14 protein-coding genes and 1 pseudogene are annotated in these 14,525 nt (G+C 43.1%); 1 reads left to right on the plus strand and 14 read right to left on the minus strand.

The window, feature by feature from the left end; all coding sequences use genetic code 11:
• Nucleotides 1-140: 140 nt before the first annotated feature.
• Nucleotides 141-1,169, plus strand: coding sequence for a GlxA family transcriptional regulator (locus KCG35_RS05270; RefSeq protein ID WP_215818622.1), 1,029 nt, complete (start codon nucleotides 141-143; stop codon nucleotides 1,167-1,169).
• Nucleotides 1,170-1,213: 44 nt separating this feature from the next.
• On the opposite strand, the pseudogene yidD reads toward KCG35_RS05270, so the two are convergent.
• The 14 genes and pseudogenes from yidD to KCG35_RS05335 form a co-directional block, all read right to left on the minus strand.
• Nucleotides 1,214-1,360, minus strand: a pseudogene (gene yidD / locus KCG35_RS27230) (membrane protein insertion efficiency factor YidD); the annotation flags it as partial.
• A gap of 88 nt (nucleotides 1,361-1,448) precedes the next feature.
• On the minus strand, nucleotides 1,449-2,276 hold the full coding sequence (locus tag KCG35_RS05275; protein WP_215818623.1) for a hypothetical protein: 828 nt from the start codon (nucleotides 2,274-2,276) through the stop codon (nucleotides 1,449-1,451).
• Nucleotides 2,270-2,716: an acyl-CoA thioesterase gene (locus tag KCG35_RS05280; RefSeq protein ID WP_215818624.1), complete on the minus strand. Its 447-nt coding sequence runs from the start codon at nucleotides 2,714-2,716 to the stop codon at nucleotides 2,270-2,272. The genes KCG35_RS05275 and KCG35_RS05280 overlap by 7 nt, the downstream gene beginning before the upstream one ends.
• The gene (locus tag KCG35_RS05285) at nucleotides 2,709-3,992 is read right to left on the minus strand and encodes an alanine racemase (protein ID WP_215818625.1); all 1,284 of its coding nucleotides are present in this window, start codon (nucleotides 3,990-3,992) and stop codon (nucleotides 2,709-2,711) included. The genes KCG35_RS05280 and KCG35_RS05285 overlap by 8 nt, the downstream gene beginning before the upstream one ends.
• 122 nt (nucleotides 3,993-4,114) lie before the next feature.
• On the minus strand, nucleotides 4,115-4,432 hold the full coding sequence (locus tag KCG35_RS05290) for a hypothetical protein (RefSeq protein ID WP_215818626.1): 318 nt from the start codon (nucleotides 4,430-4,432) through the stop codon (nucleotides 4,115-4,117).
• 135 nt (nucleotides 4,433-4,567) lie between these two features.
• A complete protein-coding gene (locus tag KCG35_RS05295) occupies nucleotides 4,568-5,674 on the minus strand; it encodes a 6-phosphofructokinase (protein WP_215818627.1) in 1,107 nt (368 codons plus the stop codon).
• 382 nt (nucleotides 5,675-6,056) lie between these two features.
• Nucleotides 6,057-7,178, minus strand: coding sequence for a 6-phosphofructokinase (locus KCG35_RS05300; protein ID WP_215818628.1), 1,122 nt, complete (start codon nucleotides 7,176-7,178; stop codon nucleotides 6,057-6,059).
• 386 nt (nucleotides 7,179-7,564) lie between these two features.
• Nucleotides 7,565-8,914 carry a flagellar hook-length control protein FliK gene (locus tag KCG35_RS05305; RefSeq protein ID WP_215818629.1) on the minus strand — a complete coding sequence of 450 codons (1,350 nt, stop codon included), beginning with the start codon at nucleotides 8,912-8,914 and terminating at the stop codon, nucleotides 7,565-7,567.
• 79 nt (nucleotides 8,915-8,993) lie between these two features.
• On the minus strand, nucleotides 8,994-9,332 hold the full coding sequence (locus KCG35_RS05310; protein WP_215818630.1) for an Hpt domain-containing protein: 339 nt from the start codon (nucleotides 9,330-9,332) through the stop codon (nucleotides 8,994-8,996).
• 23 nt (nucleotides 9,333-9,355) lie between these two features.
• Entirely contained in the window at nucleotides 9,356-11,086 is a 1,731-nt protein-coding gene (locus KCG35_RS05315) for a SpoIIE family protein phosphatase (protein ID WP_215818631.1), read from the minus strand.
• Between the two features lie 19 nt (nucleotides 11,087-11,105).
• Nucleotides 11,106-11,411: an STAS domain-containing protein gene (locus KCG35_RS05320; protein ID WP_215818632.1), complete on the minus strand. Its 306-nt coding sequence runs from the start codon at nucleotides 11,409-11,411 to the stop codon at nucleotides 11,106-11,108.
• An 88-nt stretch (nucleotides 11,412-11,499) separates the two neighbouring features.
• Nucleotides 11,500-11,955 (minus strand): flagellar export protein FliJ, encoded by a 456-nt coding sequence (fliJ, locus tag KCG35_RS05325; protein WP_215818633.1) that lies wholly within the window; start codon nucleotides 11,953-11,955, stop codon nucleotides 11,500-11,502.
• 94 nt (nucleotides 11,956-12,049) lie between these two features.
• The gene (fliI, locus tag KCG35_RS05330; RefSeq protein ID WP_215818634.1) at nucleotides 12,050-13,396 is read right to left on the minus strand and encodes a flagellar protein export ATPase FliI; all 1,347 of its coding nucleotides are present in this window, start codon (nucleotides 13,394-13,396) and stop codon (nucleotides 12,050-12,052) included.
• Nucleotides 13,368-14,513, minus strand: coding sequence for a flagellar assembly protein FliH (locus KCG35_RS05335; protein ID WP_215818635.1), 1,146 nt, complete (start codon nucleotides 14,511-14,513; stop codon nucleotides 13,368-13,370). The genes fliI and KCG35_RS05335 overlap by 29 nt, the downstream gene beginning before the upstream one ends.
• Between the last annotated feature and the right edge of the window lie 12 nt (nucleotides 14,514-14,525).

The following is a 14,525-nucleotide window of genomic DNA, read 5'->3' on the forward strand; positions in this document are numbered from 1 at the left end:
TAATCTAAGTGTAAAAGCAGTTACTTAAAGCGATCTGGATTTTTTAGCCAAATTATCGGACTATATCGCCAACTGCCTAGAATGTTTTATAATGCTTAACACCTGTCACCCATAGCATGACTCAACATCACGGTTAACCAATGCCAACTCATATAACAGTATTAGCACTTCCTCATATGCTGGGTACGAGTATTACGCTACCTATGGAAATTCTCCATGCCGCTAATGCTAATCTTATCGCCAGCCATAAACGACAGAATCGATTTGAGGTCACCTTGGCTGGCCAGACAATTACACCAGTTACCATTACTGGTGGCTTAACGATTACGCCTCAAACCAGTATTGAGCATATCGAACAAACAGACTGCATCGTTATTCCTGGTCTTTGGAGAAACCCCCAACGGAGTCTACGACAGCTGCAAGCACTGACTCAGTGGTTGAAGAAACAGTATCAACAAGGCGCTACGCTCTGCGCGGCAGGCACTGGAGTCTCACTTATTGCTGAAGCGGGATTACTTGATAATAAACCAGCCACTACTCACTGGTTTTACTTTGACAACTTTCAAAAACACTACCCTAGAGTCCAATTACAACAACATCACCTCATAACCCAAGCGGGTCGAATATATTGTGCGGGTAGTGTTAACTCTATGGCTGATTTGATGATTCATTTTGTGGGTGTTATCTGTGGACACTCAATTGCCACTCGGGTTGAGCAGCAGTTTTCCCAAGAAATTCGACGTTCTTTTGAGTCCATTCATTACTCATTTACTGATAACCGAAACTATGCTGATGAAACAGTACTGCAGGCACAGTTATGGTTGCAGCAAAATTATCAGCTTGAAGTGGAATGGTCAGCTCTTGCCAGCCAACTGCAAGTCAGCCTGCGCACCTTTAACCGACGCTTTCGACAAGCAACCAATCAACCCCCCACAGCCTACCTTCGAAAACTCCGCTTATCTGCTGCAAAAGAATTACTTCAGCAATCCAACGTATCTATTGCTGAAATCAGTGACTTGGTAGGATTTAAAGATGAAAGTTATTTTGCCCGCTGCTTTAAACAGCAATATTTATTAAGTCCATCAGACTTTAGACGATCAGTACGGGGTAAACTTTTTTCACTGTCAACCATTACAGATGCTGCGTCATCTCCAGGTACTGGATCGTAACCACCAGGATGCCATGGATGACAACAGAGTAAGCGACGCACAGTCAACCAAAGACCATAACTAACGCCATGTTGTTGTAATGCCTGTTCAGCGTAGTGCGAACAACTTGGGTAAAACCGACAGTTATTGCCTAGCAGTGGGCTGATGAGCCAACGATAGATTTTTAGCAAACGGAGTAAAAGACGCTTCATCAGTCCTGGCCTTGTTTTACATAGCAATATGCAGCCAGTATAACGCAAACCTATAAGCGAACCCAGCACAGGGCTTTATCAGGTGTTATTAACGCTGATGAAGGGGTTGAAGATATTGCCAAAGCTTTTCCTTGGAGGCAGCACTAAACGTATGGAGATATAGCTTACTGCCAGGCCCACTCGCAACAATTTGTTCTGCTTCTTTTAAATCAAACGCTCCCTGAAACTTGGCTTTCAAAACCATGCCTCTGTTTTTTGTGGATAGCCAATAAGGTAACGTATGCTTCGGGGAGTCAGAAGCAATTTTCATTGCCTCACTATGGGCTTTAGTTGGCGTCTCATCCTGGGTATACCCTATTATTTTTTCATTACCATCAATGGCTGTTTTCAAAGTAAGAGCAACCACATCAGCACTCGCAAACTGCAAATTCAAATCGACTTGTTGCTGATTAATTGCGCTAAAAACCAAACTATAATCGTAATACTGACCATTAGGGCAAAATACCTTACCCATCACTTGCAGTTTTTTTGGCCTTCGAGCAAATCCATAAATGAGTTGTTGCTGGCATGCCTGTGCTATAAGAGGTAGCTGATTTTCTTGAAGCATCTTAGGTATAGCTTTCAGTGTCACAAACCCCAGCCCGGGTTGGTTTTGCCACAATATTGTCTTTTGCTCAGGATCAACCACAGAAAGTACACCACCTTTCTTGGTATTCCACTCTACCTCAAAATCACCTAACGGAAACTGCTGAGCGGCAAACAACACAGGAGAATAATGTAGTTGTCGTTGTTTAAATAACTGCTCTGCTGTTTTTGCTTGATACCAAAGACTACCTGCAGCCAACATACCCAATACGCTAATGAGTAAAACAGCACCACACACAATAGGTTGGTTATACCAAACACGACTCAACATGTATCACCTGTGAGCCGCTGATAAGTTGCTAGTAATCCTGCAGGAAAGCGACGTGGTTTACCTTGTGGGGTAACACAGTTATAGGTACTGACGGCACGTAGTAATGTTTGCTTATCCTTGGTTCTCACCAGTTGAAATGTACGTTGTAATGCCCAACGCTCATCACACCGGGTAATCCAGGTTGCTAACTGCAAATGATCCCCAAGATAAGCAGGTAGCAAATAGTCCAGGCAGTGCTGCCTGACGACTAATGCACATTGCCACTGCTGATAATCATGAAGGCTGATCCCTTCTGCAGCAATTTGACGCCATGCGACTTCCTGTAACCAGTTTACATATACAGCATTATTGACATGTCCATAGTGATCAATGGCATCAGCTTGCACTAAAATTGACATGACAAAAGGTTTGGGAAAATCCCAAGTTTCAGTCTCACCCATGGCTCACTTCGCTAATACTTCGTGATAATACAGGCCATTTTTCTACAATTTGTCCCCGCCTGACAATCAGCAAGTCCTCAAATTCCAACATTACTGCTTCACTTTGTTGTGGCCGAAAAAAAACAAAGTCATCCATCGTCAATGCAGTACGAGTAGAACTGGTCAGAATTTCCTGATTTGAGCTTCGTCCATAGAGACGGTTTAGACTCAACCCACCTGGCGCTTCAGGGATAGCTTTCCAATACCCTCCATAGATAAATAGCGCTTGTCGCCAGTTAGGATTCCACCAACCAATGGCCTTTGAAATCACCTCTAAAAAGGGTAGCTCAAACCGGTTCAGTTTTTTTAATACTGGTGTTGCAATGAAGTAAGCTGCACGGTGGCCACGTAACCAGTGTCGTTCAAAACTCTTAGGCATAAGCAATGCAGAGCCTACACTAATATCATTAAATAACGACATATGTTGGTAAAACATATAAGTTTGACTACCCGCCCCATTTAACGTTAATTGATCATGCCATAAGTCTGGAAACTGCTGTTGTATAAAGCTTACTAATTGAGTGAAACGCCTGGCGACTTCATCCCGAGCTCGAAATAGCTGTTGTTGTTTACGCCAAGGTAATGTAGGTAATTTGGCAATATGGGCTTCATATCCCATTAAACCACTAAATTGAAGATAACGTGGATGATCTGCAATTAGCCCCAATAATACCGAAAGTTCATCCGCAGAGCTGACTCCACCACGGTGCAAACCAATATCCACTTCCACATTTATGTTCAACTTAATGTGTTGTTGCCGTGCAAAACGCAGGTATTGCCTTAGCCGCTCTGGACTATCGATCAACCATTGAATATGACTCAACCGCTGTTTTTGCTCATCATCACATGTGTGCCAAAATCTGGCGACAGCAGCAATGGGTAATGGTTTACCCAATAAGAAATCAACATCATGATAATATCGATGCAAAAATGATAAAAAAGGTCGATGAAAAACCATCAGCCGTCGGCTACCAGTACGTTCCATCAAATAATTAATGAGTGGTAAACATGGCATTGACTTTACGACTAAACGTAATTTAGTTTTACCATGAAGCCGTTGTTGAACAGCCTCAAGATTATTATCTACCGTATCTAAGTCTACCAACTGAGAAGGTTGTCCTCCGGCTTTTTTTTGAAGCTGCTGGTTTAATAAAGAAAAATAATGATTATAGGGTTTACCCCTATCTTTGGGACGAAGCAAAAATGACAAAATAATTAACAGTACAATCCATTCCATGGGCTGTTCCTCAGACTAATAAAAACGCAAACTAAATGAGGGTATACATAATAATAAATGCTTAGCTGCACCCACTTTAGTGGGCAAATGATGTGTTGAGTATCATCCATGATATAATCAACTCAAAAAATTGGCTTCAGAATACGCGAGTTCCCGCTTAATTCAACTAATAAAATCACCTCCTGAAGTACGCACAAGCTAAAACCAAACAGCTTGTCATAAGTCACTTCTGTATTAGCACCCTGCAAATAATTCGGCCCTTTTCTGTTTCGCCTGCAACTTTCTCCCTCCCCACAAACAAGTCCTGTTGTATTTTTAAAATTAACAAGTAATAGATAAAGAAAAGAAAGTGTCAAAAGCGCTTCAGAAAATGGTTGGTTTAATACACAAAAAGCGCTGGCAAAATGCGCAGCGCTTTTTGTAATGCTTTTATCAAGCAACTTATAGTCTTAGTGTTACTCAATCTTAGTTTTACTTTCTTATTTCAGGTTTGCTGTTTCATTTCAGTACTACTGACAAAGCCGACTGTAGTACTCAGACAACCCCATAAAAGGGTACTTGCCTAAAATAAGTGTTTATTGATCACCAAAACTAGTTCCAACCAAGCGAGCAGTTTCTACCCAAGCATGATCAACAGGAACACGGTTTGTGGTATTTGCTACTTCTTCAATAGCCACAGGTACAATTTCTTGGCCTTTAACTGCAACCATATTGCCGAACTTTTCTTCATGAATCATTCTGGCACACGCAGTACCTAAACGGGTTGCTAATAAACGGTCAAATGATGATGGTGTACCACCACGCTGTAAATGGCCTAAGATCGTTAAACGGGATTCTTGGCCAGTAACTTCCTCAATTTCTTGAGTCAGTTTGACACTATGTCCAACACGCGCGCCTTCTAAGCGACGAATTTTTTCTTCAAGCTGATCCCGCTCTTGCTCACCTTCTGTTGCTGCCAGCTGTTTTTTGAGTTCTGCTACCACCTTAGCATCTTCTTTAGTAATCGCACCTTCCGCAACGGCTACGATACTAAAACGCTTACCTGCGCGTGCACGACGCTTGATAGCTGCAGAAATCATATCCACATCGTAGGGGATTTCTGGCAGAAGAATAACATCAGCACCACCAGCAATACCTGCCCCCAATGTTAACCAGCCAGCAGAGTTACCCATTATTTCTACAACCATAACGCGGTGGTGACTGGTTGCTGTAGAGTGCAGACGATCGATTGCTTCAGTTGCAATACCCAAGGCTGTATTAAAACCAAATGTTACGTCTGTACATGCAATGTCATTGTCGATCGTTTTAGGCATGGTTACCACATTCAACCCTGCCTCTTTTAAACGCATTGCATTTTTATGAGTACCATCACCACCCAAGCATACTAATGCATCAAGGTGATGGCGATTATAGGTAGCAACAATTTCATCGGTCATTTCTCTGGTACGAGCTGGTGTATCACGACTGGTACCTAAGATAGTTCCACCATCAACCAAAATGCCTGAAAGTGTTTTTCTGTTTAACTCTAAAGTCCGGTCTTGTGCCATACCACGAAAACCGTCCAGGAAACCGACAAATTGCATGTCATATTGATTTTGGCCCGCCCGAACCAAACCACGAATAGCCGCATTTAATCCAGGACAGTCACCGCCACTGGTGAGAACGCCAATAAATTTAGACATACGTAAAGGACCTCCAAACACTTATATAACTAATACTTATGAAACGGTAGTCTGATTGACATGAAAGAACTTGGTAGTCGTTTTAATGATAATTGTCTTTTTTGCATCAGACGAAAAAAATTTCTAACGGACTCTAAGGAACAATGGTTCTAGTTTTCGATACGTATGTGGCTGATTTCTGTCGATAGCTGCAATTATATCTATCGCATCGTGAGCGACAACTTTAAAACCCATTAATACTGAGCTAAAGCAACTTATTGCACGTCAGAAAAATATTTTTATCCATTGTTAACCCTCAAAATAAAGGAAAATACAACAGTTGGATAACATTAAATAGATAATATTACATAGTGTATTTTTCATTAACAAAACGTATCAAGCGTTAAACCCCTAAGCAAATTCCTATCTCTTTTGCAGTTTGTACCCAAGGATGGTTTTCTGGCACTCGTTTCTTTTGCAAAACAACCTCTTCAAGAGGTACAGGAATTAATGACTGTCCATTAATGGCGACCATCACTCCAAATTGGTTTTGGTGAATTAATTGAGCAGCGGTTGCTCCCAAATGTGTTGCCAATAGGCGATCACCTGCAGAAGGAGTACCTCCCCGTTGCAAATGGCCTAATATTGTTAATCTCGACTCTTGCCCAGTGAGTTTTTCAACTTGTTCAGTTAACCACACACTATGATCAGCATGTTGATTTGCAATCGCTTTTATTTGCTGCTTTAACTCTTTTCGTTTTGCTTTATCCTGTGTAGCACTTCGCTGTTGCTCTAATGCTGTTAGACGCTGAGCTTCTTCAACCGTTAAAGCGCCTTCTGCATAAGCTATGATACTAAATCGCTTGTTAGAACGAACACGGTGCTTAATGGCTTCAGCTACGGTTTCCAGTCGATAAGGTAACTCAGGCAATAAGATAACATCAGCCCCTCCCGCAATACCGGCACCTAATGCCAGCCACCCAGCATTATGCCCCATGATTTCCACCACAATGACTCGGTGATGACTTGTAGCTGTCGTGTGTAAACGGTCAATAGCCTGAGTTGCAATACCTAATGCGGTATCGAAGCCAAAGGTCACATCCGTTATGGCAACATCATTATCAATGGTTTTGGGCAATGTAATGACATTAAGTCCTGCCTGTTTTAAACGCAGTGCATTTTTTTGAGTTCCTCCCCCCCCAATACAAACTAACCCATCTAAATGATTACGATGGTAGTTTTGGACGATGGTCTCCGTCATATCAATCACTTTGTTACCAATAGGCATCTTGTGTGGTTTATCGCGGCTTGTACCTAAAATCGTGCCACCATCAGTCAAAATCCCAGAGAGGACGTTGTCATTAAGTTCCATCGATCGATCAAGAGCAATTCCACGAAAACCATCTTTAAATCCAATAAACTCCATGCCATAGCCATACTGGCCAGCCTTTACCACTCCACGAATTGCAGCATTTAGACCAGGACAATCTCCACCACTTGTTAAAATGCCAATGTGTTTGGTCATTTACAGCCCCTGCGTTTGCGTGTTGTCTATACCCTTTATTATGGATATACCTGAAACTGAAAAAACAATTACTGATAATTAAAGTACAAAGTTAAGCTTTTGCTGGTGAAAAAAACAAAAAACCATGTTCAACAAGCATTGAACATGGTTTAACACTACCTATCGTATAAAAAGCACTAAGGTGATGACAAGCTGGTCATGCACCAGATAACTGAATTATTACTCATTCCTTTACAACTAGTCGATACTGAAAGCAACATTTCCAGTTTCCACTAAATAACTACTAGGTACTTTTGATTTGGAAAAAACATATAATGTTGTATTTAAGAAAACAAAGAACAAATATACTGTACGCTTTTCTTCTGCACTTTCTTCAGACATGACTGTTAAGCATAAAAATCCACACCACCTACTCTGCCACCAATAATGGGCTGAACAACCGCCTGCACTTCCATGCCGTCTTCTGCTGTAGACGAGTGATTCCAGTCAGCCTCTACATCACGACCATTCCTGCCCATTGCCCCTTGATGTTCCTGTCGATCCTGCCCAGATACATCGACATTAACATCCGTAAATCCTTGTTGTATAAGTTGCTCACGAAGACGTGCAATTTGCTGCTCAATGGCATCTCTGACAGGAGCATGATGACTGGTAAAACTAATATTAGCCTGATCATGATGAATATTCACTTTGACCTCAACAGGGCCCAGGTCTGGAGGGTCCAACTGCAAATGCGCAAGTTGTACACCTTGCCCCGTCAGCCAACTTACTTGCTCCCGAAACGCTTGCCCCCACTCAGGTGCTCTTAATGAAGGCGAGACCAGCGTACTAAGCAGCATATCTTGGTTAGTCGTATTAGCATGGGGTGTTGTTGTCACCAAGCTTCCAGCTCTATCAGCTGAAGAAGCTACTGTATTTTGATTCACGACTTGCAGACTTGGATCTACATTCGTTGCACTTAAGCCACTTACATCAACATGTTTAGGCATTACTCCAGTCGATAGTCCTTGAAGTAGCTGTGAAAAATCAGTTGATGAGCTATTCCCCCCTCGATTAAACATTGCCTGCTGTAACGGAGAAAGTGAATGCTTCGCTAAACCATCATCGTTGTTTTGCTGACCCTGATTGTCTAATAACTGCTTTAAACTGATTGCTTCACCATTACCTTGTCCAGAAGCCAGAGAAAAACTTCCACTATTCATATTTTCTCTTAGCTGCATAAGCAGTTGTTTATCCTCAGACATCATCGATGTCAGCTGGACAGTGGGTATAGCCTGAGCATTATGTTGCAGTAGTTGATCAAGGCCAGTTGTTACCTGGCCAGATTGGGACAGGCGCAGATAGTTTGTTTGAGCTGAGGGTAATTGAGCTGAAGGCAGTATAGTCGGGCTTTGATTAGCACTGGCAGCCTGTTGCCGGCCGGCAGTCCATTGCATAGTAATAGGCATGAACAATAAGGAAGAATCAACAACATCATTGGTCGCATCGCTTTCTATATCCAGATGATTTTGCTCCGTTACTTTTGCCTCTTTTTCCTGAGTCTCAAGCGCTTTATGTAACGTTTTTTCATCTGAACTGCCTTGTGTGGTTTTGCCTTTATCGTGCAAAACCTGCTTAAACTCACTCTGGTCTGACGCGGCTGGACTGGAACTTTCTTGAACGTTCTGACGCACTCGTGAAGCTTTATCCTGAGATTTAGAGTGCCCCAGCTCAAAAATACCCATTTGCTCACTCATAGCCATTTCTCAACCCAAGTTAATGTAGGGATCCTGACTGCATTCACTAAAAAGTGAGCAAACTTTATGCCCAACCAAATTAATCTGTGAGGGTTTCTTTTAGCAACCTTGATACAATTTTAAACTCTTGCTGTAGCCCTGCAATTAATGACGAAATGGGTTCAAGTTGCTGTTCTCTTGCGAGGTTTTCAATTTCCCTTGCTTGTTGTGCAAGAGGGGTAATAAACATATTTAAACAACTTCCTTTGAGGCTGTGAGCCAGCTCCCTCATTTGTTCCGCATTGTGCTCTAAAAGCGCCTTATCCATTGCGGCAATCCGTTGTTCACTATCACGAATAAAGGTTTCCACCAGCTGATTATATTCATCCTCCATAACTTCTTGTAGTTCCTGCAACGCAGCTAAATCAATATGTTCCATAGTGTTTCCTTACATCATATGCATCAGTGATGCTCCTTACGAGCACTATCCAGCTCATTATTCCAACCATATTCAATAGTGACTTGGTTACCCACGTTGGAATAGTCTATCCGCCGACAAAAAGAACGTAGTAAATTTACTCCGCGACCATGGTAATTAGTATCTTGAGTGATACGGTTCAACATCTTCTGGTAGTCAAACCCTGGCCCACTATCAGCAACAGTAATAATCAATACCCCCCCTTGCTGCTCAATCTTATGTTCCAGCCAAAAGCGAATAAAACCATTGTCTAATTGCTGAAGTCGACGCTCACGCTCCGCATAATATTGTGTAAAACCATGGAGTGAGGCTTTTAATGAAGAGTCCATACCCAAAACACCATGCTCTAAAGCATTGGAATACAGTTCAGCTAAAATGGTATACAACCGGCCACTGTGTAAATTCACTCCAGGAACTTGCATTAAGCAGTGCAAAATTAATGGTATTGGGTTATAGCTTTGTAGCGTCTCAGGACGAAACTCAAAAGAGGCCGACCAATTTCGTGCTCCACGTATGGTGCTGGGCTCTACTGGTACTGGCTTATCACTAAAACTCTCCCGAGGCACCATGCTGATCTCGATCATAGATAGATCATCTGTCGGCTCCCCAATAAAACTAAAAACAGCCTCTTTAATTTCATTAAAAAGCTGATCAGAGTCTTCGTTATTAGCAAATACTGCTTTTAGACGCTCCTCACCAAAAAAATGTTTCTGGTCATCTTGTGCTTCAATAACACCATCGGACCAAAGATAAAGCCGATCACCGTACTCAACCTCAATAATTTCATAGCCTGTATCAAACTTATCTGGAGACAAAATACCTAACGGTAACCATTTTGAAGAAAGGACATCAAGTGTTTTGGATTTAGCTCGGTATAGATAACAGTCTGGAAGCCCTCCAATCCAAACCTTCATGACTTTACTATCAAAGTCCACATCCACCATGCCACCACAGCAAAAACCACTGACAGGCAACACCTGTTTCATTTTACTGTTCACCTCACTAAGAATCTCTGGCATAGAAAAGCCTTTTGCTACCATATGGTAAAAAATTTCAGCCAGAGGCATAGCGCCAATCGCTGCAGGTAAACCATGTCCGGCAAAGTCCCCAATGAATACCAACATTCCACCAGAGGGTTTACGTGCAGCAATTAATACATCGCCATTAAACATGGCATAAGGTGACTGTAAATGCTGTAAGTTATGAGCATTCAAGCAACCAGAGTGAGCGACTTTATCAAAAATCTCCTTAGCAAAAGCCTGCTCCTGAAGTAGTCGCTTATTGTGACCAGCAATCTTATCCCGCTGAACTTGCAACGTATGATGCATCATCCGCATTCGGTTAAATGCATTGATTTTGGCCTGCAAAATCAATGGGCTGTAGGGCTTTGATAAAAAATCATCCCCCCCTGCATCTAAGCATTCCGCAAGAGACTGAGCATCTTTTAACGAAGTAAGAAAAATGACAGGAACCAACTCTTCACCTGCCAGCTGCTTAATTTGCCGAGCAGCCTCATAGCCACTCATTACTGGCATTAAGACATCAAGTAAAACCAGCTGGGGGCGCTCAAGGAGAAATAGCTCAACGGCCTGTTGGCCATCTTCTGCCGTTACTACGCGATGACCCTGCTTTTGAACCAATGTCCGCAAGATCATCCGATCGGTTTCAGAATCATCCGCAACCAAAATTTTGAGAGAACGCTCAGCCAGCTCCATGATGTATCACATTATTTAGTTACTGAATGGAGAAAAGCTGTTCGAAGTTCGAGATGAGCAAGATTTTTTTTACGTCCGGTTTACAGTTAACAATTTGAATATTAGCTGTATCACCTCCTGCATGATCGCGTAACAAGAGCAGCATGCCTAAGGCAGAACTATCAAGGTAAGTTGTTTCATTAAGATCAATAGTGTACTGATTTGGCAACTTATCCGTACGTTCGTATGCATCTCTAAAAGATTGATGCTCACTAAAGTCAAACCGTCCCTGAATGCGAATGGTGAGCTCAGATCCATCCTCGGATTGTATGGCAGTTACGGCCATGAATTCCCCCTTGCTCCTTTCCCAACCGATGGCTAACAAAATGCTTTCAATAAAGCATAGCCTTTAATTATTAAAAGCACAGGTGCAGCTACGGTCCTTGCTTGCCACGAATAAACTGCTGAGTGTTTACTTCATCTGCGTCCTGCTGCTCTTGCTTTTCTTCCTGCCGTTGTTCTTCTTGACGATAACGATCCAGCAACTGTTGCATTGTTTGTGCATGCTGATGAGCATCAACCCACACATCCCGCAACGTTTTACAGTGTTTATTAATATTATCTACCTGCTCTTGCTGCTGGTGTACAGCCTGCGTTAGCTGAGCAAGAAACTGACTCATCTGCTGCAAACGACGGACAGTCACTGGACGACCAGCCACTGGCTTGGCATTTTCCTGATACTCAGTTTCATAATTCAACAGCTGTTCAAGCTTCTTTTGCTCATACAACAGTTGTTCTTGCAAGCGGCCAAACTGTTTAGCGGCTTGAGCCTCTTTGACCTCTGCGACACGAAGCACCGTCGACAGACGGTCCGAGCGTTTCGTTTCCATGACATAACCCTTAAAGCAAATGATTTACTTCGGGTGAGCCGCGAGACAAATGACTATAGCAATCGACCATTACAATCAGATCATCATCTATAGACTAAAGTTGACGCTCTGCCATTAAGGCTTGTAAACGTTCAACACTTTTGGCCAGAGACTCACTTTCACGCAACCCTTGCTGTAAAAACTGCATCATTGCTGGGTTCAATCGAATAGCCTCATCCGTGGCCGGATCACTACCTTGTTGATAAGCACCAATTGAAATTAAATCACGATTTTTTTGATAAACCGAATAGATTTTTTTAAACTGCTGGGCCATTTCAATGTGATTTTCATCAACTATTTGCGGCATCGCTCGACTAATCGATGCTTCAATATCAATGGCTGGATAATGCCCAGACTCAGCTAATTTACGAGACAGCACCACATGCCCATCGAGAATGGCCCGAGAAGCATCTGCGATAGGTTCCTGCTGATCATCCCCTTCCGTTAGCACGGTATAAAAGGCAGTAATTGAGCCTTGTCCACTTTCATCTGTTCCAGCACGCTCTACGAGCTGAGGAATTTTGGCAAATACCGAGGGAGGATACCCTTTAGTGGCAGGGGGTTCGCCAATCGCCAAGGCAATCTCCCGCTGAGCCTGAGCATAACGGGTTAATGAATCCATTAATAACAACACACGCTTACCCTGGTCGCGAAAGTACTCAGCAATACGTGTACATACTATGGCAGCCCGTAGTCGAAGCACAGGAGAGTCATCAGCCGGCGCCGCAACGACAACTGAACGCTTTAGGCCTTCCTCTCCCAATGTCTGCTCAATAAACTCTTTGACCTCACGCCCCCGCTCTCCCACTAACCCTACTACGGTAATATCAGCACTGGTAAAGCGTGTCATCATACCCAACAGTACACTTTTACCAACACCACTCCCTGCAAACAGCCCCAATCGCTGACCATTACCCACAGATAACAATGCATTGATGGCTCTGATGCCAACATCCAGCGGTTCTTTTATAGGAAAGCGCTGCAGCGGATTAATAGGGTGCCCTGTTAATCCCACATAATCATCAGGCTTTAACGGACCTTTACCATCAAGTGGTTTACCTAACCCATTTAATACCCGGCCCAATAAGTTAAATCCTACAGGTATAAGACTTTCACCTTCTAACGGTAAGACACGTGCACCTGGGTGAATACTTTGCGTAGCCATCAGCGGCATGAGGTATATTTTTTCTTCATCAAACCCCATCACTTCCGCTTCAATTTTTTGCAAATTGTCCAAAATGACCTGACAGCGCTGCCCCAATGCCATTCGACAACCCACAGCCTCCAAGGTTAAACCTATCACCCGTGTCAACCGTCCCTCCACTTGCATAGTAGGACAGCTATTTAACGCCGATTGATAAGGCTCTAAGCGCTCAGTCAGTGCCAGACGTTTGAGACTCATTTGGCTTGCCCTTGCTATCTGAGGATGTTAAAGGTTTTGTTTTTTCCACAGAGTTAGATACCTTTACTGATGATGGATCTGGAGATTCTTGATGTTGCATCTGCTCAAGACTGACCGCATGCACATGCAAATGCTGCTCAGCTATGGCATCCACATAATGAGCCAGGCGTGAAGCGACGCTTGCGTCAACAATGCTATGATTGGTCTCAACACAACAACCACCAGGTAACAATTGCTCATCGGGTAATAGTTGCCATGTCGCCTGAAGTTGCTGCTGAAGATCACGGATATACCCTAAATCCTGGGGATGTAAGTACACGCGAATAGCTTGCCCTCCTGCAGGTAGCATGCGCATCGCCTCTTTTACCAATGTAGTAATTTGGCTTGAGTCAGCATGAAGCTCACGATGAATGACATTACGTGCAATCTGAGTAACCATATCAACCAGTACCTTGGTTAATTGTTCATCCTGCTCAGACAAGGGCTGAAATAATCCATCTAATACTGAAGCCAGCTGTTGCTGAACCTGTTGTAATTCACCTTGAATAGCTTGCCGTCCCGCTTGTTGACCTTCTTGAACGCCCTTTTGATAACCTTCTTCATAACCTTGCTTTTGCCCCTCGCCTAAGCCACTGGTTTTGCCTTCCTGCTGACCTAAAGCAAAACCATCCTGATAACCTTTATCACGCGCTTTATCCAGTGCCTCCAGCAATGCTTCGACGGTTAAAGCCGAGTGCTCGCTTCCAGTGGTTGTGGGCGGATAATGAGTCACCGCTGAAGGTATCGCTTCACTCGCATCCTTGGCTTTATTCTCCACCCTATTTTTAGACTTTGCTTTTTGCTCATGGCTAGGTTGTATCTTTGGCTTTATAGCTTGGGAATCGACTTTAGGTGGTGGACTATCCGCTGTAGCTGAGTGTGCGGTTTTTTCTGGTTTAACGGCTGAACGAGGCACATAATGCACTGACTCTTTAGGGATGTAATACTGCCCTTTTGGATCATTTTTAGCTTGGCTACGAACGAGATGTTTGGCACCTGCAAAATTAGGTAGTCCTAGTTTCTGAAAAGCTTTTGCGGCTTCGCCACGTATAATGGTACTTTCTTGCGATTTTGGCATATGTCAAAACCT

The sequence above is a fragment of the Zooshikella harenae genome (genome assembly GCF_018837975.1).
In the GTDB taxonomy this organism is placed as follows: domain Bacteria; phylum Pseudomonadota; class Gammaproteobacteria; order Pseudomonadales; family Zooshikellaceae; genus Zooshikella; species Zooshikella harenae.

Coding starts and splice junctions, on each gene's coding strand:
- KCG35_RS05270 (WP_215818622.1), top strand. CDS start 141: ATGCCAACTCATATAACAGTATTAGCACTTCCTCATATGCTGGGTACG.
- KCG35_RS05275 (WP_215818623.1), bottom strand. CDS start 2,276: ATGTTGAGTCGTGTTTGGTATAACCAACCTATTGTGTGTGGTGCTGTT.
- KCG35_RS05280 (WP_215818624.1), bottom strand. CDS start 2,716: ATGGGTGAGACTGAAACTTGGGATTTTCCCAAACCTTTTGTCATGTCA.
- KCG35_RS05285 (WP_215818625.1), bottom strand. CDS start 3,992: ATGGAATGGATTGTACTGTTAATTATTTTGTCATTTTTGCTTCGTCCC.
- KCG35_RS05295 (WP_215818627.1), bottom strand. CDS start 5,674: ATGTCTAAATTTATTGGCGTTCTCACCAGTGGCGGTGACTGTCCTGGA.
- KCG35_RS05300 (WP_215818628.1), bottom strand. CDS start 7,178: ATGACCAAACACATTGGCATTTTAACAAGTGGTGGAGATTGTCCTGGT.
- KCG35_RS05305 (WP_215818629.1), bottom strand. CDS start 8,914: ATGAGTGAGCAAATGGGTATTTTTGAGCTGGGGCACTCTAAATCTCAG.
- KCG35_RS05310 (WP_215818630.1), bottom strand. CDS start 9,332: ATGGAACATATTGATTTAGCTGCGTTGCAGGAACTACAAGAAGTTATG.
- KCG35_RS05315 (WP_215818631.1), bottom strand. CDS start 11,086: ATGGAGCTGGCTGAGCGTTCTCTCAAAATTTTGGTTGCGGATGATTCT.
- KCG35_RS05320 (WP_215818632.1), bottom strand. CDS start 11,411: ATGGCCGTAACTGCCATACAATCCGAGGATGGATCTGAGCTCACCATT.
- fliJ (WP_215818633.1), bottom strand. CDS start 11,955: ATGGAAACGAAACGCTCGGACCGTCTGTCGACGGTGCTTCGTGTCGCA.
- fliI (WP_215818634.1), bottom strand. CDS start 13,396: ATGAGTCTCAAACGTCTGGCACTGACTGAGCGCTTAGAGCCTTATCAA.
- KCG35_RS05335 (WP_215818635.1), bottom strand. CDS start 14,513: ATGCCAAAATCGCAAGAAAGTACCATTATACGTGGCGAAGCCGCAAAA.